Here is a 23,926-nt window from a genome sequence, read left to right as displayed (position 1 = left end):
CTTCGTCAGTCTTATCTACAATCTCAAAACTGTGTTTTGAGCAACCTGTGGCTAACTTCCTAGTTTGCTCTTTGATTTTCATTGAGTATAAATTCATTCTTATCTTTCCTTATCATCCTAGTCTGCTTGGTAGGAAGCTAATGCTAGTATCCTAGAATCTTGTCTTTCACAATGCTAACTATCAGACGCAAACATATCTATTCTTCCGCTTCTTTCAATTATAAGAGCAGGAAGAACCTCATAGTATACTTATATTTCTTCTTTGACCCTGATAGGCAGTCAATCATGAAAAGGTAGAGGTATTCCTCCTTTTAAGTCTTTTTTCTTACAATTCAGCAAGAATCGCTTTCAGCAAGCCCTTGAAGTCACCTTTAACACGTTCGGTTACTTCCACAACTTCTTCGTGGTTGAGTTCTTCTTGGAAACCAGCCGCAAAGTTAGTAATACATGAAATTCCCAGAACTTTCAAGCCTGAGTGGGCTGCCACGATAACTTCAGGAACAGTAGACATACCAACTGCATCTGCTCCCAATGTCTTATAGGCACGGATTTCTGCTGGTGTTTCATAAGTCGGACCAGTTACACCGATATAGACACCTTCATCAAGCTTGATATTAAGTTTTTTAGCCACTTCATGGGCAGTAGCACGGTATTCTGGTGTGTAGGCTTTAGACATATCAGGGAAACGTGGACCAAAATCATCCAAGTTTTCACCCATCAATGGATTTTGCCCTGTCATGTTGATATGGTCTGAGATTGCCATCAAAGTACCAGGGCCATAACCAATACCACCAGCTGCATTGGTCACAATGACACCTTCACATCCAAGAACTTTCATGACACGTACTGGGAAAGTCACAACTTCCAGAGGATTCCCTTCGTAGAAATGGAAACGCCCTTGAAGAGCCAAGACCTTGCGACCTGCCAGTTCACCATATACTAATTTACCAGCGTGACCAACTACTGTTGAACGGCCCCAGTTTGGAATCTCAGCATAGTCTACTACAACTGGATTTTCGATTTCTTCTGCCAAGTCTCCAAGTCCTGACCCAAGGATTAGACCGAACTCAGGCGTTTGGATTCCCTTGTCCTTCAGGAAAGCAGCTGTTTCATTGATTTTATCTAAAAATGTCATTGTGTGTCTCCTTTATTAGTTTTTAGCATTTGACCGATTTTGTCAAAGGTTTTGACATTGCGAATGGTAATATTGCGATAGAAAGGCATCTTGAGCAAGTACTTGTGATAGGCAGTCTTAGAGTAGGTTTCCTCAGAGAATTTTCCCCAGAAAATCCCAAGTTTTCCAAAATGAAGCACCTCATCTTTCAGCTCTAAACTTTCAACTGTCGTGATGACTTGCTCCACATCCAAACCCTCAGTGTAAAAGAGGACATCTTTTCGTGCCAAGTCTTCGCTCCACCAAGCTGGTAGATTCTCCACTTCTGCTTCATAGTCTTCTTGACCCAGTAAAGAAAAGCTCTGAATAAATGGATAACGAGTTCCAAAGAAAGCCTCTAACCTTTCAATCAATTTGACTTTTGGGGCTGTCGAAATAAAGAAAATATTACCACTGTTGATGTAGCTTTCAACCTTTTCTAGTCCCAACTCTGTCAGTTCTTGACGAAGCTCCGCCATGAAGACCTTATTCTTGCCGCCAACATTAATACCCCTAACTAGCAAAGCATAGTGCGTCATTTTATACCAATTTATCTAAGAAACTTTCCCCAATCATGGCAGTTTCCACACCAAAGTTATCGGCAACAGTCGCTGAAATATCGGCAAAATGTCCTACTGGAATGACACCATTTTCTTTAAAAGCAGGACTGTAAGCCAACAATGGGATATATTCGCGAGTGTGGTCTGTTCCTGCGTAAGTTGGGTCGTTCCCGTGGTCCGCAGTAATCAAGAGAAGGTCGTTCTCTCGCATGGCTGCGATAATTTCAGGTAAGCGTTCATCAAACTCATGCAAACAATCACGGTAACCGTGAGCATTACGACGGTGGCCGTAAAGGGCATCAAAGTCAACCAAGTTTGTGAAAGAGAATCCTTTTTCAAATTCAGCAAGTCCCATGGTCTTCAATAGTGTATCAATTCCATGGCTATTTGACTTGTTATGGCCCATGTCGTGGTTGATACCAGCACCGTTAAAGATATCATTGATTTTACCAACAGCATAAGTATCGATACCAGCCTCATTCAATTTATCCAAAACAGTCGGTGCAAATGGAGATACAGCCAAGTCACGACGGTTTGCCGTACGAGTGAAGTTACCTGGCTCACCAACATATGGACGGGCAATGATGCGACCAAGAAGGGCAGGACGCTCAAGGGTAATCGAACGAGCGTATTCACAGATACGGTACAATTCATCCAGAGGAATGATGTCTTCGTGAGCAGCAATTTGCAAAACAGGGTCAGCTGAAGTATAGATAATCAACTCTCCAGTTTCCATCTGACGTGGTCCAAAATCATCGATAACGGCTGTTCCTGAGTAAGGTTTGTTAGCTTCACGAATGACCTTACGTCCTGAGAATTCTTCGATTTTTGTCAAGATTTCTTCTGGGAATCCGTTCCAGAAAGTATCGAAAGGCTCAGTAATGTTGAGTCCCATGATTTCCCAGTGCCCAGTCATGGTATCCTTACCAAGGGATACTTCTTCCAATTTTGTTGCATATCCAGTTGGATTGCTTTCTGCCGGTACAGTCTTAAGAGGAGTTTCACGAGGAATATTTCCAAGACCAATTTTAGCCATGTTTGGCACATTCAAACCAACTGTTTTTGAAATGTGTCCCAGTGTGTCAGAGGCACCATCTGGAACCCCTGCATTGACAAAGTTATTAGCATCTGGTGCAGCACCAATTCCTACAGAATCCAGTACCACCAAGTGAATACGATTAAATTTAGACATCTTATGCCCCCTTCTATTTTCCTTTTTTTGAAGTTAAAATCTGAACTCCATCTCGTCCAGCAACGATGACCTTATCCACCATTTGATTGAATAAGCCGTGTTCTACAACACCAACGATATGGTCCAATTCTTGTCCGAAAGCAATTGGATCTTCGATGACATCCAAGGCAAGGTCAATGATAAAATTCTGCATATCGGTCACAAAACGTTGACCATCTTTTTCACGGAAACTTGGTCTGTAGCCAGCTCGTTCAAAATGACGGAAGACCTGCTCTGCACCATACTGCACCACTTCCACAGGAAATTTAAAAGCACCTAGTTTTTCGACCAGCTTGCTTTCATCCACCACCCAAATGTATTCTTTTGATGGTGTCGCAACAACCTTCTCCATCAGAAGGGCACCGCCACCGCCTTTGATGCCGTTAAACTGACTATCCACTTCATCCGCGCCATCAACCGTCACATCGACAAAGTCTACTTGGTCAATAGACTTGAGCGGGATATTAAGGCCTTCTGCCTGTTTAGTGGTCACACTAGAAGTCGTTACAGCTGTAATCTGTAACCCTTCTTCCTTAATCCGACGACCGATTTCTTCTACGAAATAATAGGCAGTAGACCCCGTTCCAAGTCCGACTACCATGCCATCCTTGACAAACTCAGCAGCCTTGATACCTGCCATTTTCTTCAGATTTTCCACTCAAACACCTCCATTAAAGAGCTATTTCTATTATAACATGTATCCGTTTTTATTTCATGGATACACTAGAAAAAACCGAACATTTTTATTTTTATGTCTACCTTGTTTTGGTAGTCAGAATCTTAGTTATGAGAACTTGTAGATAAAAACAGGTCCTAGCCAAAAGTAGCAACAGTTGATTTTTTACCATAAAGATGATTAAATAGGTAAGTATAGAAAAGGAGAAATAGGATGAACCCATTAGATTTGTTTAACCAAGTAAAAAAATTAATCGAAACAAAAGATTTCGAAGCTGCAAAGACATTTGTTGCAGAAAACCAAGACCAACTTGGAGAATACTTCTCTCAAGCTCAGCAGTTGATTTCTGGTTCTGAAGGTCTTGATGGCCTCGTTGGAAAGATTAAAGGATTTTTCTAAAAATATAAGAGGCTGGCAAAACTCAATTTCAGTAGAAAATGAAATTAATTTTCCCACAATAAAGCGCATAGTGTCAAATTTTTTGTAAATCTGATACTATGCGTTTTTATAATTAACTATGTTCTGTGATAAATTTGTAAGCTTCTTGACCAGCGATAGCTCCATCTCCAACTGCTGTTGTTACTTGGCGAAGGTCTTTCAAGCGAACGTCTCCAACCGCAAAGATACCGTCAACTGCAGTTTTCATGTGATTATCTGTCACAATCCATCCAGCCTGATCTTGGATATTCAATTCTTTAACAAAATCGCTAACAGGGTCCAAACCAACATAGATAAAGACACCACCGAAAGCTTGTTCTGTCACTTGACCTGTTTTCACATTTTCAAAAACGACAGATTCTACTCTGTTTTCACCCTTGATTTCCTTCACTACAGAATCCCAGATAAAGCTGATTTTCTCATTCGCAAAGGCGCGGTCTTGTAAAACCTTTTGGGCACGAAGTTGGTCACGACGGTGAACAATGGTAACAGTCTTGGCAAAACGAGTCAAGAAGAGGGCTTCTTCAACAGCTGAATCTCCACCACCAACTACCAACAAATCTTGGTCACGGAAGAAGGCACCATCACACACGGCACAGTAGGAAACACCACGACTGTTCAGTTCTTCTTCTCCAGGCACTCCCAAAGGACGGTGTTTAGAACCAGTCGCTACGATAACTGTACGAGTTTCATATGTTTGGTCATCGGTCATCACTGTTTTAAAATCACCATGGTCTTCTATATTTTCAACATAACCATAAATGTGCTCAACACCGAGATTTTCAAGTGGTTCAAACATCTTTTCAGCCAATTCAGGCCCACTAATATTGGCATATCCTGGATAATTTTCAATATCAGATGTATTATTCATCTGACCACCTGGCAGACCACCTTCAATCAAGGCTACTTTCAGATTGCTTCGAGCAGCATACAAGGCTGCAGTCATACCTGCAGGTCCAGCACCGATAATAATAGTATCGTACATATAGATTCCTTCTTTCTTGTTGTAACTACCTTTATTCTAACTCTTTCTTGTCAATCAAGCAAGGATTATGCCTTGAAAACAAGAATTAAACTCATAACCGCAAAGGATAATACTGGAACAACCAAGACTCCAATCATAATCATATCATAGAGATGGGCTTGGCGCGCCTTGGCTGTCTTATCAACTCCCGACATGGCTCTCAGTCCAATCCAAATCCCTAAAAAAATCAGGACAAGGATGGTGGTCAAGATCAAACTCTCGAAATATAAAGAAAATAGTTGCAGTAGCATGATTTCTCTCATTTCTATCTTTTTTAAAGAGTAAACTCAGCTAGTCCAGCTAACTGAGTTTTCTTTATCTATTATATCAAATATAAGTCCGTTTGTAACTAGCAAAGAATTCTTTTGTCCGCTCTTCTTTAGGATGGTGGATAATCTCATCCGGTGTTCCAGACTCGATGATTTTCCCCTTATCTAAGAAGAGAATCTTATCAGCCACTTGGGCTACAAAGGACATGTCATGACTGACCAAAATCATGGTTTGACCTGACTTAGCAGCATCTGCAATAGACTTTTCTACTTCTCCGACCAATTCTGGGTCAAGGGCTGAAGTTGGTTCGTCCAAGAGCAAGACATCTGGTTTCATAGCGAGAGCACGCGCCAAGGCAACCCGTTGCTTCTGTCCACCTGATAAATGACGAGGATAATGGTTTTCACGGTCAGAAAGTCCAACCTTAGCCAACTCTTCCTTGGCAATCTTGGTTGCTTCTTGGTCAGATAATTTCTTGACAACAACCAAGCCTTCTTTCACATTATCAAGTGCTGTGCGGCGTTCAAACAAATTAAACTGTTGGAAAACCATAGACAGCTTACGGCGTAGGGCAAGGATTTCTTCTTGAGTGATTTTAGAAAAATCAACTGAAAAATCATCAATCTGAATAGAGCCACTGTCAGGTGTTTCAAGATAATTGAGACTGCGAAGGAAGGTTGATTTTCCAGCTCCTGAAGAACCAATCAAGGCTACAACTTCCCCTTTTTGAATATCCAAGTCCAGATGATCCAAGACAGTCTGTCCTGAAAAGGATTTGCTTAAATTCGAAATCTTAATCATTAACGAAGGTCTCCTTTCACATCTGTTTGCACTGTATCGGGTGCAGAAATAGCCATTTTTCTCTCGATGAAACGACCTAGGCTTTCAATTCCGATATTGACTACCCAATAAACAAGGGCAACGGAGATAAAGCGTTCAAAATAGCGGTAATCAGCTCCACCCAGAATCTGAGCTTGGGCAAAGACTTCCACAACACCCGCACTGAAGGCTAGAGAAGTTCCCTTGGTCAAGCCGATGAGGGAGTTAATCAAGGTTGGAGTCGCCACAACTGCTGCATTTGGAATAATCACTCGACGATAAACTTGTGCTCGGGTCATCCCCAGACTACGTGCCGCCTCAATCTCACCAGGGTTAACTGAGAGAATGGCTGCACGAATGGTTTCACTAGCATAAGCTGCCTCATTAAAGGCAAAGGCGACAATCGCAAAAGCAGCGGCTGGAATCGCATTGATATTGAGACCAGTTCCCCATTGCTGATTGAGAGCTTTCAAAGCCAAAGGAATTCCGTAGTAGGTCAACATGAGTTGCACCAAAATCGGTGTCCCTTTTAAGAAACTAACAAAGAAGGCCTGCAAGGGATATAAAATCTTGACACGATTGATCTTCACAATGGCAAAAAGAAGCGCCAAAACCAAGCCAAAAAGAGCACCACCAATTGTCAACATAATCGTTGTTGGAAGTTGTTGGACAATTCTCGGAATTCCATCAAAGACCGAACGCAAGCTAAAAAGCTTGCCATCCGGAATCAATTGCATCAAGTTTTGGTACCAATCTGATGCTAAAATCGTTGTAACATTCATAAAAACATCCTCTCCTGATAATGATTCATTCTACCATACTTCTGCCGTCAATGAAATTATTTGCTACGGTCAGATACAGACTTTGTCTACCTACTAGTTTATCATACTTTGAAACAGGGAGGCTATATATTTTATCTATCAAAGAGATAGATAAAAACTATTTCAATCCCAATTCTTCGTAAGCTTTTCGATAACCGATTTGCTTAACAGTTCCATTTTCTACTAAAATTGGTCGTTTTAACAACATACCGTCACTTGCTAGCAACTCAGCCACTTCTTGATTTGACAGGCTTCCTACCTTATCTTTCAACCCTAATTCACGATATTTGATTCCACTAGTGTTGAAAAATTGCTTCAACTCGAACCCTGAGGTCTCTAGCCAATTTAAAATGACTTCTTGGCTGGGGGTTTCTTCTACGATGTGGACGGCTTTATAGTCCACACCGAGTTGGTTTAATTCTTGTTTTGCTTTTTTACAAGTTGAACATTTTGGGTATTCGATAAATTCTAACATGTCTTTCACTTTCTATTTTATATCTTTAAAATCTGCGCCTTCATGCTCCAAGAGCCAAGCTTTCTTTTCCACTCCTGCAGCATACCCTGTCAGACGCTTACCTGCTCCTAGCACACGATGACAAGGTACTAGGATAGACCAAGGATTGCGCCCCACTGCTCCACCAATTGCTTGAGCAGAATCCACTTGTAGCTCTTGAGCTATTTGTCCATAGGTCACTGTCTGACCATAAGGAATTCCCTGTAAGTAGGCCCAGACCCGCTTTTCAAAATCCGTTCCGATTGGCGCCAAGGGCAAGTATGATAAATCTTGAGGCTTGCCTTTAAAGTAAGCATCTAAGCAAGCAATAACTGGGTCTAAAATGGGATGACTAACAACTGCTTCTATCGTCTCATCTCCTAGCCCCCTCTCAAAATGCTTCTGCTCCTGCACCCAAATGCCATACAGATATTGCTCGTCGGCAACCAAAGACAAGGTTCCTATTGGCGAAAAGTAGAGCTTTTTTACGTACTTCTTTTGCATTATTTCTTCAATTTTTGATAGGCCAAGCGTTCGCCATCAACTGGAACTTTTCCGACCTGTTTAAATCCAAGCTTTTCAAAAATATGTTGCATAGCCTTGTTTTCTGCATGCGTATCTGAGCGAAAATCTAGATAGTCAAAACCTTCAATCAAGCCCTCTAAAAAGGTTTGAGCAACTCCTTGTCCCTGGACATCTGCAGCTACAGCAATACGGTGAAGGACTAGATACTCTGACTCTCCAGCTTGCCATTGTCCTTCATAAATGGCTTCATAGACTTCCTCTGGACTCTTGGTCACAGCAGCATAGGCTAGCAGTTCTCCCTCTTCCAAGGCTACGTAGGCTTGACCTGAGATAATATCTTCAATAATAATATCAACATTTGGATAACCATTTTGCCACTGGTCACTACCAGCATTCGCTAAACATTTTTTAGCATCCTCCATCACCTGCATGATGGCATCTACTTCATTTGGAAAAGCTAAACGAATTTCCATCTTTTCTCCTCATTTCTGACTACTTTCTCCCATCATAGCATAATTTAAGCCTTTTCACAAGCAGTTAAAACTTGACTTTCTATTTTTATTATTTTATAATCTAGTTATCAAAACTAGATAAAAAGGAGTTGGAAATGAAAACTACCTTTTCCTACCCAAAATGGACAGAAATTCCAAACATTGACCTCTATCTGGACCAGGTGTTACTCTATGTCAATCAGGTCTGCGCCCCTATCTCTCTTGATAAAGACAAGGTACTAACAGCATCCATGGTCAATAACTATGTCAAACATGGTTACCTGACAAAGCCTGATAAGAAAAAATACCAACGCCAACAGATTGCCCGTCTGATTGCTATCACAACCCTCAAGTCGGTATTCTCTATTCAAGAAATAGCCCAGACACTGAATACTCTACAAAGTCAAGCAAGTTCAGAGCAACTCTACGATGCTTTTGTGGACTACATGAACCAAGGAGTTGACCCAGCTAACCCTATCATCCAAACCAGCTGCCAAACTGTTAAACTCTATCATCAAACTCTAGCCTTAATCCATCATACTCAAGAGGAGGTAATCCAATGAACACTAGTCTTAAACTCAGCAAACAACTCAGTTTTGGAGAGGAGATTGCTAATAGCGTGACCCATGCCGTAGGTGCAGTCATCATGCTCATCTTACTCCCCATTTCATCCACCTATAGTTATGAGACACACGGATTTTTATCCTCTATCGGCGTTTCCATTTTCGTTATTAGTCTCTTTCTCATGTTCCTCTCATCCACCATTTACCACTCTATGGCCTATGGTTCGACCCACAAATACGTCTTGAGAATTATTGACCATTCTATGATTTATGTGGCTATCGCAGGCTCTTATACGCCAGTCGTCTTAACCTTGATGAATAACTGGTTTGGCTATCTGATTATTGCTATCCAATGGGGAACGACCATCTTTGGTATTCTCTATAAAATCCTTGCTAAAAAAGTCAATGAAAAATTTAGCCTTGCTCTTTACCTGATTATGGGCTGGTTGGTTCTGGCTATCATTCCTGCCATTATCAGTCAAACGACACCAATTTTTTGGAGTCTCATGGTAACTGGCGGACTCTCTTATACAGTTGGGGCTGGATTTTACGCCAAGAAAAAACCTTATTTCCACATGATTTGGCATCTCTTTATCCTAGCAGCATCTGCCCTCCAATACATCGCTATTGTTTATTACATGTAAAAATAGGTTAGAACAAAGAATCCTAACCTATTTTTTATTCTCTATGATGTTTTATACCCAATCAAAAAAGTACTCTAGTCCATTTTATAGTAGCTACTAGCGTGCCGTCAATTATGGGATACTTCTTACCTGATAGTATGTAAATCAGAATAGTTATACTCTTCGAAAATCTCTTCAAACCACGTCAGCGTCGTCTTACCGTATATATGTGACTGACTTCGTCAGTCTTATCTACAACCTCAAAACAGTGTTTTGAGCCTGCGGCTAGTTTCCTAGTTTGCTCTTTTATTTTGTTAATGAACCGTGCCTAACGAATCAAGACAGGCCAATGCTCACATAACAAAAACCGTTTTCCAACGTTTTTTTGACTATGATTTCTTTAAATGCATTTTCTCCTAAGGTAAATCATTCCCTGCTGCAAGATAAATTTCATACCATTCTTTTCTGGTTAAGCTAAAGTTTGCTGCTTGGCTAACTTCTCTCAAGTGCTTAGGATTTGTTGTACCTACGACTGCCTGCATTTTTGTTGGATAACGTAATATCCAAGAAATGGCAATAGTTGAAGAGGTTACTCCATATTTAATAGCTAAACGATCAAGTACTTGATTTAAAGCTTGAAATTTCTCGTTTCCAACAAAATTCCCTTTAAAATACCCGAATTGTAAGACAGACCATGCTTGAATGACCACATCGTGTAATTGGCAATATTCAAAAATGCTGCCATCTCGCATAGCTGCTTGACTATCTTCCATATTAACATGAAAACCTGATTCGAATCCTGGAGTAAAAGCCGCACTCAATTGTAGCTGATTAACAGCTAACGGCTGCTTGACATCTTTTTTAAGCAACTCCATCATCATAGGATTTTGATTAGAAACTCCAAAATTTCGAACCTTACCTTGTTTATAAAGGAAATCAAATGCTTCTGCTACTTGGTCAGATTCCATCAAAGCATCTGGTCGATGAAGAAGCAAGCTATCTAAATAATCAACCTGCAATCTTTCTAAAATCCCATCAACTGATTGTAATATATACTCTTTTGAAAAATCAAAATAGGTAAATTCTTCAATGCGAATGCCACATTTGGACTGAATCCACATCTTTTCTCTTAAATCTGGACGATTTTTTAGGACAAGACCTAACAGTTCTTCACAACGACCACGACCATATATATCAGCCAAGTCGAAAGCATTGATTCCAACAGAAAGTGCTGTTTCTACAAGCTCTTCAACTTCTTTTACAGACTTATCTTTTATTCTCATCATTCCGAGAACAATTTCTGATAATTCTTTGTCATCTTGACCAAGAGTTATGTATCTCATCAAATTTTTCTCCTTTAATTTTTAACATTCTTCCCTTCATTATAACAAAAAACCGCTTTGCAACGGCTTTTTGACTATATTTCACTCCATTTTATCTTCTTAAACCCACGGAACAAGAGAAAGATTCCAATAAAGAGAACAACTAAAGGAATAATCTTTGTGAGGAAAGCATTTGAAATGCCCATCCACTCATAGTAACGGAGCAGAGACCCTACAACAAGATGGGCAACAATCATACTGACAAAGGGACGAAAGACCGCTTCTTTCCAATTCCAAATACTGATGACTAGAGAAAGCGTTAAGACAAGGAAACTATCCCAGGGAGCAGGAAGATAAAAGGCTCCTTCTTGTACGAAGCTTGCCATTCCTACATATCCCAGAACGACTAGCAGAACAAGAACCCCAACGACAACATAGGTGCCAATTTTCATTTTAGGAGAATCTTGAACTAAGCCCCAACGTAAGATTGTAGCCACAAGCCCAAATCCAATCAGAAAAAGAAGAAGTTGCCCTAAAAAAGTAAGCAAATTGACTGTTAAGAGAGGACCTTTAGAAAAATCACCCAGTAGATGATAGTAACGTAATATCGCTAGGACAAAAATTGGTATCAAAAGGGACTCCTTGATAGAACTGCGGGGTGCTTCCTTGAGAATCTCTTTCATTATTTTTTTAGGATTCTTACCTAAATAATCCTCTGCACTCATGCCATCTCGTTCTGCTTCTGAAAAATCTAACATCATCAAATAAATCTGCTCTCTGAGATAGTCCTCGTCATAGAGAAATCCAGCAAGATTAAAACTATCCCACAGCTCCTCAAAATACTTTTGATTCTCCTCAGAAAACTCATGCCGCAAAGCGCTTGTTTCTTCGTAATACTTCATTTTCTTCATGGTTTACCCCCCATTCTTAATCCCTTCAACTTTTTGACTTAAATCGTCCCATTGTTGCCAAAAGACCGAGACACGCTCTTCTCCTTCTTTAGTTAACGAAAAATACTTCCGATCTGGACCATCTGGCGACGGGCGCATGTCGCCTCTTATCCATTGATTTTTTTCTAACTTTTGCAACAAAGGATAAATAGTTCCTGGAACGATAGTATCAAATCCAGCCTCTCGCAAAGTCTGAACCAACTCATAACCATATCGCTCTTTTTGACCAATCATATCCAAGACACAACCTTCAAGAACACCTTTTAATAGCTGAGTTTCCTTCATCCCTTCCCCCTTCTAATCTATTTTGTAATACCTACTAGTAGCTTCATCAATAATATACCACTTTTACACTAGTTTGTAAAGCATAATAGTTGAAATAAAAAACAGAACTAGCATGAACTAGTCCTGTCTATTTTACCCAATCACACTTCCGTTTGGTACAGCTGGATCAACTGTGAGAAGGGTTAATTTTCCATCATGTTCAGCTGATAGGATCATACCTTGGCTGACATATTTTTTCATCATTTTACGTGGTTTGAGATTGGCAACGATTTGAACTTTCTTGCCGACCAATTCTTGTTCATTTGGATAGTATTTTGCAATTCCTGAGAGGATTTGACGATCTTCGCCATCACCAGCATCCAGGCGGAATTGAAGCAACTTATCTGAACCTTCTACTTTAGACACTTCTTTGACTTCTGCGACACGGATTTCGACCTTGTCAAAGTCTTCAAACTTGATTTCTTCCTTGTTTAGTTTGAGTTCAACTTCATCTGGATTCCATTCTTTCTCGACTGCTGGTTTGTTGCCTTCCATTTGTTCCTTGATATAGGCGATTTCTTCTTCCATATCGAGACGTGGGAAAATTGGTGTTCCTTTGGCAACTACAGTCACATCTGCTGGGAAGTCAGCCAAGCTCAAGTTCTCAAGGCTAGCAACTTCTGCTAAACCAAGTTGAGTCAAAACTGCACGACTAGTTTCCATCATAAACGGCTCAATCAAGTGAGCAACGACACGAAGGCTAGCTGCCAAGTGACTCATGACACTTGCCAATTGGTCACGAAGAGCTTCATCCTTGGCCAAGACCCATGGGGCGGTCTCATCGATGTATTTATTGGTACGAGAGATCAGAGTCCAGACTGCTTCAAGAGCACGTGGGTAGTCAACTGCTTCCATGTGTGTATGGTAGTCTGCGATTGATTGTTCTACAACCTCAGCAAGAGCATGATCAAACTCTGTTACACCCTCTACATAGGCTGGAATTTGTCCATCAAAGTACTTGTTAATCATAGAAACCGTACGATTGAGGAGGTTCCCAAGGTCATTGGCCAATTCATAGTTAATACGGCCAACGTAGTCTTCAGGAGTAAAGGTTCCATCTGAACCAACCGGAAGGCTACGCATGAGGTAGTAACGAAGTGGATCGAGTCCATAACGTTCTACTAGCATTTCAGGGTAAACGACATTCCCTTTAGACTTAGACATCTTGCCGTCTTTCATGACAAACCAACCATGGGCAATCAAGCGGTCAGGTAATTTAACATCCAACATCATAAGAAGGATTGGCCAGTAGATTGAGTGGAAACGAAGGATGTCTTTTCCTACCATGTGGAAGACTGTGCCATTCCAGAACTTGTCAAAGTTACCATGTTCGTCTTGACCGTAACCAAGAGCTGTCACATAGTTGAGCAGGGCATCAATCCAAACATAGACAACGTGTTTAGGATTTGATGGTACTGGAACACCCCAGGTAAAGGTTGTACGAGAAACTGCCAAATCCTCTAAACCTGGCTCGATGAAGTTGCGAAGCATTTCATTCAGACGACCATCTGGAGTGATAAATTCAGGATGGGACTTGAAAAAGTCCACCAAACGATCTTGGTATTTGCTGAGGCGAAGGAAGTATGATTCTTCGGATACCCATTCAACCTCGTGACCTGATGGAGCAATACCGCCAGTCACATTTCCAGCTTCATCACGAAATACTTCTGCAAGCTGGCTTTCTGTAAAGAATTCTTCATCTGATACTGAATACCAGCCAGAGTATTCACCCAAGTAAATATCATCTTGAGCCAGCAAGCGCTCAAAGACCTGTGCGACAACTTTTTCGTGGTAGTCATCAGTTGTACGGATAAATTTATCGTATGAAATATTTAGTAATTGCCAGAGTTCTTTAACTCCAACTGCCATTCCATCAACATAGGCTTGTGGTGTAATGCCAGCTTCTTCCGCTTTTTGTTGAATCTTTTGACCATGCTCATCAAGACCTGTCAGATAAAAGACATCGTAGCCCATTAGGCGTTTGTAACGGGCTAGGACATCACAGGCGATGGTTGTGTAGGCAGAACCGATATGAAGTTTCCCAGATGGATAGTAAATCGGCGTTGTAATATAAAAATTCTTTTCAGACATAATTTTTCCTTTCCAGGCAAATGAAACCTGTTTTTATAATACTTCATTATATCACATTTTTAAGGATTTTCGATAGGGAAATCTATACAAAAACAAGATAGACGAATGTCCATCTTGTTGATCTTATTCATAACGAAGGGCTTCGATTGGATCAAGTTTCGATGCCTTGTTGGCTGGCAAGACTCCAAAAACGATACCCACGCTAGCCGAAACTGCAAGACTAAATAGGGCAACTGGAATTGATACTCCAACTTCTATACCCGCAATCAAACCTTGCAATAACAAACCTGCTAAGGCAGTTAAACCACTTGCAATTGTCAAGCCAATCAAGCCACCTAACAAGGTCAAAATCATGGATTCAATCAAAAACTGGATTAAAATATTGGCACGTGTTGCACCCAAAGCCTTACGGAGACCAATCTCACGGGTACGCTCTGTAACAGAAACCAGCATAATGTTCATAACACCAGTTCCTCCAACAAAGAGAGAAATTCCTGCAATGGCACTAATAACCGTCGTCATAAAACTAAACGATTGTTGAACTTCTGCAAATGCAGCTGACTCATCTGCCACTTGATATTCTCCCTGTTGCAAGCCAGCAAGCTCTGTCATCTTTCGTGCTAATTCTGGACCCAGAGTTTGAGTCAAGCTTGTGTCATTCACTCGAAAGACAATATTAGCTATTTCATCTACATTAAAATTCGCAGCAAGGGAGATATTTGTGGTAATGGGCAAGCCGCCAAAACCATATATTTTTGAACGTTTAGCCTCTGGACTAGCATAAACCCCAATAACCCGGTAACTAAATCCATTGACTTCTACAACCTTGTTAATAGCCTCTTGAGGAGAGCCAAATAAACTAATGGATAATTCTTCATCAAGCAAAATGACACTTGCAAATTCTTTGAAATCTTGTTCTCTCAGACTACGTCCCGCAAGAATTTCATTATTAACAGCCTCCATATAAGTTCTGTTTCCACCTGTCAAATTAGCATTTTCAACCTTTTTATCTTTATAAGTCAAAATGGCGTTCGTTGAGTTGGTTACATAGTAGTTATCCACTCCCTTGAGTTTGGCTGCCTCCTTGACCCAAGATTCTTGCGGTTTTGGTGGTTCAACATGAACTTCCTCTTCTTTTCCAGAAACCGTAAAAGCTGATTGTTTCTGAGTAAAAGACCCATCTTTACTTTTTTTAGAAGAGAAAAAGACACTAATATTCTTCTGAGATTTGGTCATATCTTTGTTGAGTTGACGAGATAGGGAGTCACCTAGAGCCATAATCACAACAACTGATGAAACACCTATAATAATCCCAATCATGGTAAGCAAAGAACGCATCTTATGAGCCATGATAGATGAAAAGGCAAATTTCAGATTCTGCATCTTAGTTTTCCTCCTTTTCTAACTGTGCACTATCAGATGAAATAACTCCATCTCGAATGACAATCTGGCGTTTAGCATAAGAAGCGATTTCAGGCTCATGCGTTACCATGATAATAGTTTTTCCTTCTTTGTTCAAGTCAACCAATAGTTGCATGATTTGGTTACCTGTTTTGGTATCCAAGGCTCCTGTCGGTTCGTCTGCTAGGATAATAGAAGGATTGTTTACCAAGGCACGCGCAATAGCCACACGTTGCTTTTGACCACCAGATAATTCCGAAGGTAAATGGTGACTACGCTCAGTCAATTCAACCTTATCTAGATATTCCTCAGCTAACTTGCGCCGTTTTGAAGCCGAAACTCCTGCGTAAATCAAGGGCAATTCTACATTTTGCAGAGCATTGAGTTTAGATAGAAGAAAGAACTGCTGAAAAACAAAACCGATTTGTTGGTTGCGGACCTTGGCTAGTTGTTTTTCACCTAGTCCAGCCACTTCTTGACCTTCAAGATAATACTCTCCACTACTTGGTGTATCCAACATGCCAATCGTATTCATGAGAGTAGACTTACCAGAACCAGATGGTCCCATAATGGCAACAAACTCACCCTCATTCACTTCTAGGTTGATATTTTTGAGAACCTGCAGTTCTTGGTCACCGTTACGGTAGCTTCTGCAGATATTTTTTAGACTAATTAGTTGCTTCATCAGCCTTCACCTCTTTTCCTTCCTCTAGAGAAGACGTTGGATTACTGATGACCTTGACTCCATTTGTCAGACCTGAAGTGATTTCTTGGTTGTCTGCATCAGCATTGCCCAAACCAACTTCCACTTTCTTGGCCTTTTTCTGCTCGTCAAGCACCCAGACATAGTTCTTATCATTTTCAGTCACAACACTTGTTAGAGGAACCAAAATGGCTTTACTCTTATTCTTGACCTCAACACTTACCGAGAATCCTTGTTTCAAATCACCGATTTCACTTGTAACATCGATGGTATATGGATATTTAGAACTAGAATTACCGCCTGCTGCTACAGCTGTACTTGCTGCTTCGCCATTGTTTTTAGGGTAATCAGAGATATAGCTAATCTTACCAGTCCAGCTCTTATCTTGGTAAACTTTAGAAGTAAAAGTTACTTCTTGACCTACAGATAGGTTGGCGAGGTTATATTCAGACAGTTCTCCCTTAACTTGCAAGTTTTCATTACTTACGACATGAACGACTACTTGGCTAGCTCCTGTTGGAGATTTAGAAACATTGTGGTTGACTTCGACCACAGTTCCCTCTAGGGTACTGAGAACCGTCATTGCATCCAACTGACTTTGAGCCTTGCTTAATTGCGCTACTGCATCTGCACGAGCATCACGGGCATCACCCAACTGAGCGTCAATAGAAGCAACAGAATTTCCAGCCACTGGAGTTGGGCTTTGCACCGTTGCATCTTCTCCTCCTGCTGGCGCAGAGGCTTGAGGAGCCGGAGCTGAAGCGGCTTCATTTCGTGCTTGATTGAGTTCATTGATATGACGATCTGCCTTAGCTACTGCCCGACTCGCTGAATCATAGGCCGCCTGGGCTTCTGAACTACTGTACTTGACTAAAGCCTGCCCTTCGCTGACCTTATCGCCCACAGAAACAAGGATTTCGTCTAAATCTCCCTTGCTAGCATCAAAATAAACGTATTGTTCATTTTTTGCCGTCACTGTTCCTGACAATAAAACCGACGAAGCAACAGTTCCCTCTTTTGCCACTACTAGATGTGGCGTTTCATCCTTAACATCAGTTTGCGAGGGTTGTCTAAAGAGTAAAATCCCCCCGGCACCCAATACAACTACACTCGCAGCACCAATTGCTGCATACAATTGCCACTTTTTAGCTTTACCATTCTTTTTCTTCATAATGAAACTCCTTTTCTTTTTTACAATACTTTGCTATTATACCAGATTTCCCTCCAGCAAACAATGCAGTTCAGATGGAAATAATGACAGTTCAGGATTAAACAATCGTTCGGAAATCCTCCTTTTCTATTGTACTAGTTATATAATACATTATTTTGACTTATTTGGCAAGCTTTTTTGCAATTTTTTGTACGTAGCAGATTTTTGCAATCAAATCAAAAAAAAGATAGAATATGACTATCAAAAAATGACACTCTACTATTTAAAAGAGTACAAAGGAGTTTACAATGAGAGAATACGATATCATTGCTATCGGTGGAGGTAGTGGAGGAATTGCTACCATGAACCGTGCTGGTGAACACGGAGCCAAAGCGGCCGTTATTGAGGAAAAGAAACTAGGTGGAACTTGCGTCAACGTCGGTTGTGTTCCTAAAAAAATCATGTGGTACGGGGCGCAAATCGCTGAGACTTTCCATCAATTTGGACAAGACTACGGCTTTAAGACTACTGATCTTAACTTTGACTTTGCAACCCTACGTCGTAATCGTGAAGCCTACATTGATCGCGCTCGTTCTTCTTATGATGGCAGTTTTAAACGCAACGGTGTAGACTTGATTGAAGGTCATGCGGAATTTGTAGATTCTCATACTGTCAGCGTAAATGGTGAACTGATTCGTGCCAAACATATCGTGATTGCTACTGGTGCCCATCCAAGTATTCCAAATATTCCTGGTGCTGAGCTAGGTGGTTCTTCTGATGATGTATTTGCTTGGGAAGAATTGCCAGAGTCAGTTGCTATTCTAGGCGCTGGTTATATCGCCGTCGAATTGGCTGGCGTACTCCACACCTTTGGTGTCAAGACAGATCTCTTTGTTCGCCGCGATCGTCCTTTACGTGGTTTTGATTCTTATATCGTTGAAGGTTTGGTCAAGGAAATGGAAAGAACAAACTTGCCACTTCATACTCACAAAGTCCCTGTCAAGTTAGAAAAAACTACTGACGGCATTACCATTCATTTCGAAGATGGTACTAGTCACACAGCTAGCCAAGTTATCTGGGCTACTGGTCGCCGTCCAAACGTTAAGGGCTTGCAACTTGAAAAAGCTGGAGTGACTCTAAACGAACATGGCTTTATCCAAGTGGATGAATACCAAAATACTGTTGTTGAAGGAATCTACGCTCTAGGTGATGTAACAGGTGAAAAAGAACTGACTCCAGTTGCTATCAAGGCTGGGCGTACTTTATCTGAACGTCTCTTTAACGGAAAAACAACTGCAAAAATGGACTACTCAACTATTCCAACTGTTGTCTTTTCACACCCTGCTATCGGAACTGTTGGATTGACAGAAGAGCAAGCTATTAAAGAATACGGCCAAGACCAAATCAAGGTTTACAAATCAAGCTTTACTTCTATGTACTCTGCTTGCACTGGCAACCGTCAAGAAACACGTTTCAAATTGATCACAGCTGGTTCAGAAGAAAAAGTTGTCGGACTTCATGGAATTGGCTACGGTGTTGATGAAATGATTCAAGGATTTGCTGTTGCTATCAAAATGGGAGCAACCAAGGCAGACTTTGATGCAACTGTGGCGATTCACCCAACTGCATCCGAAGAATTTGTAACCATGCGTTAATCGAAACAAAAGAAGCAGAGCAAAAAACACTTCTAAATATCAAAAAGCGAGTATTTCCGTAGTTGGAGATACTCGTTTTCTTATGTTTTATTTTATAGTATGTTGAAATAAGATATGCAAAAATCAATTAACAAACCATAACAAAATATAAGGATTATAACACAATCATTTATTCTTTTCTTTAAAAGATTCATATATTTTTTTATATAACTCTTTAATATCTTTTTTCTGAGAATTCAACTCTTCACTACCGTAGTCAAAATTTGCTACTACAAATCCCTCGTCAGCATTAGAAAAAGTAAAAAATTCTATTCCAATGAGTTTATTATGCTTAGAGTCCTCAATAGTGTCTCCTAAATTATTATTAAATTGCTTCACTTCTTCTTCACGAACTCCGAACCCCGCAGCAGCTCCATTTGCAATGATGTTTGAAAATACTTCTTCTGAAGACGCTACTTCTTTCACAGTTATGATATATGTAGCTTCTTCCGTTTCTACTTGTTTCACTTTATTCCATTTTTCTGTATCACTAGAAGAAAGCGTATAGACTATTAACTCCAGTGTTGGTTTATTGGTATTTTCTTTTGTGATCATTTGTTTTCCAAAGAAGAAAATGGCAAGCATTCCAGCTACAAAGATCAAAGCAATATAAATTATCTTTTTCATACATTATCCCCTATATCTTTCATATCAATGATCACATCAACTTCGTTATAGACAGCTGGATCATGCGTCGCTATAATGACATATTTATCTTCATCTCTTTCATTCAATAATAAACGAATAATTTCTTTTCCAATCTCACCATCTAAAGCTCCTGTAGGCTCATCTGCTAAGATAATTTTACGTGGTTTCATTAACATTCTGGCAATAGCTACACGTTGAGCCTGCCCACCAGACAATTCGTATATTTTTTGATGTAAATAGTCACTTGACAGTCCTACTTTTTCAAGTACATCAGTTATTGTTTTTTTGTCTTTAGTGATAAGTTTCAAATTATCATATACTGTTTTGTTATCTATTAAAGAATAATTCTGAAATACATATCCAACAGTATTTTTAAAAAAAGTTCTTTCTTTTATCTTCCAAATATCTTGTTTATCAACTAAAACATTCCCACTGTCAATTTTTTCTAATCTTCCTATAATGTTAAGAAGGGTGCTTTTACCAGAGCCAGAACCTCCAATCAATGCATAACTTTTTCCAGATTCAAATTTTAAATTTAAGTCTGTAAAGATCTTTTTTGAGCCGAAACTTTTTGAAACGTTCAAAAGGTCAATTGTCATGTTTCATCTCCTTTTAAAATTTTAGTATAGCTTTCAGATAATTTTCTAAAACTCATGATTATTGACAACATCAAAACGAGCAGAGAAGCGAGACCAATATATAGCAACTCTATTTGACCTGTCATAAGAAATGTAAATAGGATAACTATTGTAATAGTCATCATAAAATACTTGAGACTTGAAATTGCTATATATGTTTTTGACAGACCCAAAATAATTTTTTTCACATATTCATTCTGTTTTAGGGCAATATAAAGTTGGACATATTGATAAATGAGTATAAAGACAATACTGTAAATTATCTTCTGCAAAATTTGTGAAAGTAGAATTTGGTGCTCTAAGGACTGGATCTTTAATTTCACAATTTGGTAAACATCTACTGGATTCATTGAAAAATTCAACTGGCTAGCCATTTCATTTATTTTATTTACCGCCTCAGGACTAAAAAGAGACTTATATGTTATATTACTAGCCAAAGAAAACTTGTTGTTTTCAATCATTTTGTCCGTATCTAACACAACAACAATGTTATCTTTACTATCTGCTACACTTGCGATTGGTAAAAACTCTTTCATTTTATGATTATCATCAGCATCTTCATTAAAATAAAAAATTTTTTTCCCATCAGGAATTATTTGTACTGCAATTTCTTCTTTTGTATAGTTTGTTCCAATAAATTGTTCTGCTACAACTGTATTTTCAATAGATTTCTGATTTTCTTTCCATTTCTCAGGAATATAGATGGTTGCTATCTTATTATCTAAAAGATGATAGTTTGTTCCATTCACTTTATTTTGTAGGTTAGCACCTGTTTGATTGATATAAATCAACTCTTTATTTATTTCTGGATTCGTTATTCCGTCATTTTCTAATTGTTTAGAAAAGTCTTCTAAAACATGAGATGTTTTCATGAAATCTGGAACATATGCCTTAGATCGGTCTATATATAAATAATCTAAGTTTTTTAAGGCAGCAGCTATCTGTAGATACTGACCATCCGAATCATTAACTTCTCCATTTTTAGTAGAGTTACTTTCAATTCCAAGGAACTCAATCCTTCTCCAGTCTTTTACTGTGTCCCATGGTACTAAATTCTGTAGCTGGATGTTAATACTGGATTGACTACTCTTTGTTTCTTGTAAAAAAATTCCTGAGACAATGATGATAATCGAAATAATGGCAAGCCATACGACAAAAATAAGTTTATTTTTCGCCTTGTTTTTAATAATTTCAATAGGCTTTTCAACCTGAATCGTCAACCAAAATAAAACAAAAGTAATGAGATCAATGATTTGAAATAGTATAAAATTCGTTAAAAGCAGAGAGAAAAATAACTTAGAACTATAGGTGAAGAAACCATTCCCCAAAAAAGAACTGTAAGAAATCATCAATAAAGCCATCATAATCAGTTCAAAAATAAGAGAAATGCCATACTCTCTTCTTAGATCATATACAGGCAAGCCCAAAGAACGTCGTATCACTCCTTCTTTAATCTGCCTCGTCCTAACAACAAATAACACAACTAATAAAGTTAAGTAAATCGAACTCATTAACAGTATTCTTAAAGTTCCAGTAAATTGTAAGATTCCTCCTATATACCAAGGATAAGCCATATATACTGTTTGCAACCCCGTCATCGTAAGTGGTTTCAAACTATCTATATCCATTTTCCCAAGGGTGTAATACATCCCTATTATTGGTGCGGACTTTAATTGTTCATTATTTACATCATCAAAGTTTACATACTTCAACTGACCCGAACTCTGAACGATTGGCTTGTAAATGGTAACCTTTTCCGTTTTTGATAAGTCACGAACCATTTCGTATATTTCGTTATTAGAAAGATTACTTTTTCCTTGGATAGAAAAAGCACCATCAATTGGTAAAGGTATGGGGATTTCGGTATCACTAATAGTGACCAGACCAATTGTAGCAATCAAACAAAAGAAGAATCCAATGATACATAATTTTAATTTCATAAGCAATTACCATATGACAAAAGACTCTATTTTATAATTGGGTCTCTTGTTTTCATAAATTATTTTTTAAAATCTATAATAATCCCAATGTGCATTTAATCGAACATCATTTCAAATTTTTTGCTTGAAAATGTCCATCTATAATCTTTTTTATCGTGAACTTTAACGTTCCCAAAATATTCGTTACTGATGACTCTGAACTAATATTATTTGAAGAACTAACAAAGTAATTCGAATAACCATAGCTATCACTTACACCATACTTCCATAAATCAATAATCGGATATAGAACTGGGATTGCTGTAGTTTCACTACCAACACTAGCTGTAGTAGCAAATCCAAAACTGAAAAAACTTGTAGCCAGCAAAATGAACTTCTTCTTAGTAAATTTTTTGTATTTTACTTCTCCTTGAATTATAATATTTGACAAAAACTCAGTAATAATTCTCTATTTTAAAATTGAACACATTTATTTGTAAGCGTTTATAATATTAATTTAATACTAATATTTTAGTTTGTCAAGTATTTATAGTATATTTTTTATTGATAAAATGAGATTATCTATAAAGGCAATTTACAAATCGATAAAAAACAATTATCCAACTTCTCTTGTGAATCAAATCGGCTGTTACAGTTTTTGTTATCTTGTTTTTAAAAATTGGTTGACAATGATTACTCTACGAGTATAATAGTTACTATACATTATAAAAGAGGTTAACTATTTTGAAAAAAGCTCACGTTTATGCTATCCCTGCTATTGGGGCTGCTCTCATTGCTGTTTTGGCACAAATCAGTCTTCCAATTGGACCCGTCCCCTTCACTCTGCAAAACTTTGCAATCGGCTTGATTGCTACTGTCTTTAGACCCAGAGAGGCTGTACTTTCTGTTGGACTTTATCTTCTTCTAGGTGCCATCGGTCTTCCTGTTTTTGCAGGAGGTGGAGCTGGATTGCAGGCGTTGGTTGGTCCCACTGCAGGCTATCTTTGGTTTTATCTTGTATACTCTGGACTTACTTCTTCCCTAACTAACAGCAAGAGTGGTGTTGTCAAGATTTTTCTTGCCAACCTCTTGGGTGATGCCCTTGTCTTTATCGGAGGGATTCTTAGCTTGCATTTCCTAGCTGGAATGGCATTTGAAAAAGCTCTTGTTGTGGGGGTATTTCCCTTTATCATCCCAGATCTTGGTAAAATTATTGCTATTAGTATTATTAGCCGTCCACTACTTCAACGCCTTAAAAATCAGGCTTACTTTGCTAACTAAAAAAAGATATCGAGTTGCCATGACTCAATATCCTTTTCTTTCATTTTGACAACTTATATTCTTCAAAAATTTCTTCAAACACGTCAGCTTCACCTTGGATTATATATGTGACTGACTT

Annotated in this window: 26 protein-coding genes; 5 read left to right on the top strand and 21 right to left on the bottom strand. The window is 39.1% G+C overall.

Annotated features, from left to right (window positions below; genetic code table 11):
• Positions 1–325: 325 nt before the first annotated feature.
• The 4 genes from HT724_RS02945 to rpiA are packed head-to-tail and all read right to left on the bottom strand — an operon-like array spanning position 326 to position 3,602.
• Positions 326–1,135 carry a purine-nucleoside phosphorylase gene (locus HT724_RS02945; protein WP_173275142.1) on the bottom strand — a complete coding sequence of 270 codons (810 nt, stop codon included), beginning with the start codon at positions 1,133–1,135 and terminating at the stop codon, positions 326–328.
• On the bottom strand, positions 1,132–1,692 hold the full coding sequence (locus HT724_RS02940) for a DUF1697 domain-containing protein (RefSeq protein ID WP_173275139.1): 561 nt from the start codon (positions 1,690–1,692) through the stop codon (positions 1,132–1,134). The genes HT724_RS02945 and HT724_RS02940 overlap by 4 nt, the downstream gene beginning before the upstream one ends.
• 1 nt (position 1,693) lies before the next feature.
• Positions 1,694–2,905, bottom strand: a complete 1,212-nt coding sequence (locus HT724_RS02935) for a phosphopentomutase (protein WP_173275136.1) — start codon at positions 2,903–2,905, stop codon at positions 1,694–1,696.
• Between the two features lie 13 nt (positions 2,906–2,918).
• On the bottom strand, positions 2,919–3,602 hold the full coding sequence (gene rpiA, locus HT724_RS02930; RefSeq protein WP_173275133.1) for a ribose-5-phosphate isomerase RpiA: 684 nt from the start codon (positions 3,600–3,602) through the stop codon (positions 2,919–2,921).
• Positions 3,603–3,833: 231 nt separating this feature from the next.
• Here rpiA and HT724_RS02925 point away from each other — a divergent pair, with 231 nt between their 5' ends.
• Positions 3,834–4,019, top strand: coding sequence for a hypothetical protein (locus HT724_RS02925; protein ID WP_173275130.1), 186 nt, complete (start codon positions 3,834–3,836; stop codon positions 4,017–4,019).
• 112 nt (positions 4,020–4,131) lie between these two features.
• Here the strand turns inward: HT724_RS02925 and trxB are convergent, their stop codons facing one another.
• The 7 genes from trxB to HT724_RS02890 all read right to left on the bottom strand — a co-directional run bounded on the left by trxB (position 4,132) and on the right by HT724_RS02890 (position 8,483).
• Positions 4,132–5,043, bottom strand: coding sequence for a thioredoxin-disulfide reductase (gene trxB / locus HT724_RS02920; RefSeq protein WP_173275127.1), 912 nt, complete (start codon positions 5,041–5,043; stop codon positions 4,132–4,134).
• A gap of 65 nt (positions 5,044–5,108) precedes the next feature.
• On the bottom strand, positions 5,109–5,333 hold the full coding sequence (locus HT724_RS02915) for a DUF4059 family protein (protein ID WP_000926599.1): 225 nt from the start codon (positions 5,331–5,333) through the stop codon (positions 5,109–5,111).
• A 76-nt stretch (positions 5,334–5,409) separates the two neighbouring features.
• Positions 5,410–6,153, bottom strand: a complete 744-nt coding sequence (locus tag HT724_RS02910) for an amino acid ABC transporter ATP-binding protein (RefSeq protein ID WP_000590965.1) — start codon at positions 6,151–6,153, stop codon at positions 5,410–5,412.
• Positions 6,153–6,953, bottom strand: a complete 801-nt coding sequence (locus HT724_RS02905) for an amino acid ABC transporter permease (protein WP_001103449.1) — start codon at positions 6,951–6,953, stop codon at positions 6,153–6,155. The genes HT724_RS02910 and HT724_RS02905 overlap by 1 nt, the downstream gene beginning before the upstream one ends.
• A gap of 157 nt (positions 6,954–7,110) precedes the next feature.
• On the bottom strand, positions 7,111–7,467 hold the full coding sequence (locus HT724_RS02900; RefSeq protein WP_173275124.1) for an arsenate reductase family protein: 357 nt from the start codon (positions 7,465–7,467) through the stop codon (positions 7,111–7,113).
• 12 nt (positions 7,468–7,479) lie between these two features.
• Positions 7,480–7,989, bottom strand: coding sequence for a methylated-DNA--[protein]-cysteine S-methyltransferase (locus HT724_RS02895; RefSeq protein ID WP_173275121.1), 510 nt, complete (start codon positions 7,987–7,989; stop codon positions 7,480–7,482).
• Entirely contained in the window at positions 7,989–8,483 is a 495-nt protein-coding gene (locus tag HT724_RS02890; protein ID WP_173275118.1) for a GNAT family N-acetyltransferase, read from the bottom strand. Before HT724_RS02890 ends, HT724_RS02895 begins: the two co-directional genes overlap by 1 nt.
• A 134-nt stretch (positions 8,484–8,617) precedes the next feature.
• On the opposite strand from HT724_RS02890, the gene HT724_RS02885 reads away from it, so the two are divergent.
• Together HT724_RS02885 and HT724_RS02880 are read left to right on the top strand one after the other, a co-directional pair.
• On the top strand, positions 8,618–9,064 hold the full coding sequence (locus tag HT724_RS02885; protein ID WP_173275115.1) for a DUF1836 domain-containing protein: 447 nt from the start codon (positions 8,618–8,620) through the stop codon (positions 9,062–9,064).
• On the top strand, positions 9,061–9,708 hold the full coding sequence (locus tag HT724_RS02880) for a hemolysin III family protein (protein WP_138705908.1): 648 nt from the start codon (positions 9,061–9,063) through the stop codon (positions 9,706–9,708). The genes HT724_RS02885 and HT724_RS02880 overlap by 4 nt, the downstream gene beginning before the upstream one ends.
• Before the next feature lie 395 nt (positions 9,709–10,103).
• Here the strand turns inward: HT724_RS02880 and HT724_RS02875 are convergent, their stop codons facing one another.
• The 7 genes from HT724_RS02875 to HT724_RS02845 all read right to left on the bottom strand — a co-directional run bounded on the left by HT724_RS02875 (position 10,104) and on the right by HT724_RS02845 (position 17,649).
• On the bottom strand, positions 10,104–11,030 hold the full coding sequence (locus tag HT724_RS02875; protein WP_173275112.1) for an aldo/keto reductase family oxidoreductase: 927 nt from the start codon (positions 11,028–11,030) through the stop codon (positions 10,104–10,106).
• A 74-nt stretch (positions 11,031–11,104) separates the two neighbouring features.
• Positions 11,105–11,920 (bottom strand): hypothetical protein, encoded by an 816-nt coding sequence (locus HT724_RS02870; RefSeq protein WP_173275109.1) that lies wholly within the window; start codon positions 11,918–11,920, stop codon positions 11,105–11,107.
• Positions 11,921–11,923: 3 nt separating this feature from the next.
• Positions 11,924–12,244, bottom strand: a complete 321-nt coding sequence (locus HT724_RS02865; RefSeq protein WP_000665422.1) for a PadR family transcriptional regulator — start codon at positions 12,242–12,244, stop codon at positions 11,924–11,926.
• A 132-nt stretch (positions 12,245–12,376) separates the two neighbouring features.
• Positions 12,377–14,374, bottom strand: a complete 1,998-nt coding sequence (gene metG, locus HT724_RS02860) for a methionine--tRNA ligase (RefSeq protein ID WP_173275107.1) — start codon at positions 14,372–14,374, stop codon at positions 12,377–12,379.
• A 123-nt stretch (positions 14,375–14,497) separates the two neighbouring features.
• Positions 14,498–15,757 (bottom strand): ABC transporter permease, encoded by a 1,260-nt coding sequence (locus tag HT724_RS02855; RefSeq protein ID WP_173275104.1) that lies wholly within the window; start codon positions 15,755–15,757, stop codon positions 14,498–14,500.
• 1 nt (position 15,758) lies between these two features.
• On the bottom strand, positions 15,759–16,460 hold the full coding sequence (locus HT724_RS02850; protein WP_173213720.1) for an ABC transporter ATP-binding protein: 702 nt from the start codon (positions 16,458–16,460) through the stop codon (positions 15,759–15,761).
• On the bottom strand, positions 16,444–17,649 hold the full coding sequence (locus HT724_RS02845) for an efflux RND transporter periplasmic adaptor subunit (protein ID WP_173275101.1): 1,206 nt from the start codon (positions 17,647–17,649) through the stop codon (positions 16,444–16,446). The genes HT724_RS02850 and HT724_RS02845 overlap by 17 nt, the downstream gene beginning before the upstream one ends.
• 287 nt (positions 17,650–17,936) lie before the next feature.
• Between HT724_RS02845 and gor the strand changes: the two genes are divergently transcribed.
• A complete protein-coding gene (gene gor, locus HT724_RS02840; protein ID WP_061758997.1) occupies positions 17,937–19,283 on the top strand; it encodes a glutathione-disulfide reductase in 1,347 nt (448 codons plus the stop codon).
• Between the two features lie 165 nt (positions 19,284–19,448).
• On the opposite strand, the gene HT724_RS02835 is transcribed toward gor, so the two are convergent.
• From HT724_RS02835 to HT724_RS02825, 3 genes are read right to left on the bottom strand one after another with little or no spacing between them, the layout of a single operon-like run.
• Positions 19,449–19,949 (bottom strand): hypothetical protein, encoded by a 501-nt coding sequence (locus HT724_RS02835; protein WP_173275098.1) that lies wholly within the window; start codon positions 19,947–19,949, stop codon positions 19,449–19,451.
• The gene (locus tag HT724_RS02830; RefSeq protein WP_000151033.1) at positions 19,946–20,569 is read right to left on the bottom strand and encodes an ATP-binding cassette domain-containing protein; all 624 of its coding nucleotides are present in this window, start codon (positions 20,567–20,569) and stop codon (positions 19,946–19,948) included. The genes HT724_RS02835 and HT724_RS02830 overlap by 4 nt, the downstream gene beginning before the upstream one ends.
• Positions 20,566–22,548, bottom strand: coding sequence for an ABC transporter permease (locus tag HT724_RS02825; protein ID WP_173275095.1), 1,983 nt, complete (start codon positions 22,546–22,548; stop codon positions 20,566–20,568). The genes HT724_RS02830 and HT724_RS02825 overlap by 4 nt, the downstream gene beginning before the upstream one ends.
• 723 nt (positions 22,549–23,271) lie before the next feature.
• On the opposite strand from HT724_RS02825, the gene HT724_RS02820 reads away from it, so the two are divergent.
• Positions 23,272–23,808 (top strand): biotin transporter BioY, encoded by a 537-nt coding sequence (locus tag HT724_RS02820; protein WP_164226936.1) that lies wholly within the window; start codon positions 23,272–23,274, stop codon positions 23,806–23,808.
• Positions 23,809–23,926: the final 118 nt, after the last annotated feature.

This window comes from Streptococcus sp. k-402 (assembly GCF_013277515.1).
Classification (GTDB): Bacteria; Bacillota; Bacilli; order Lactobacillales; family Streptococcaceae; genus Streptococcus.
Note: the sequence above shows the minus strand (reverse complement) of the source record. Positions and strands in the feature narration are given on the sequence as shown.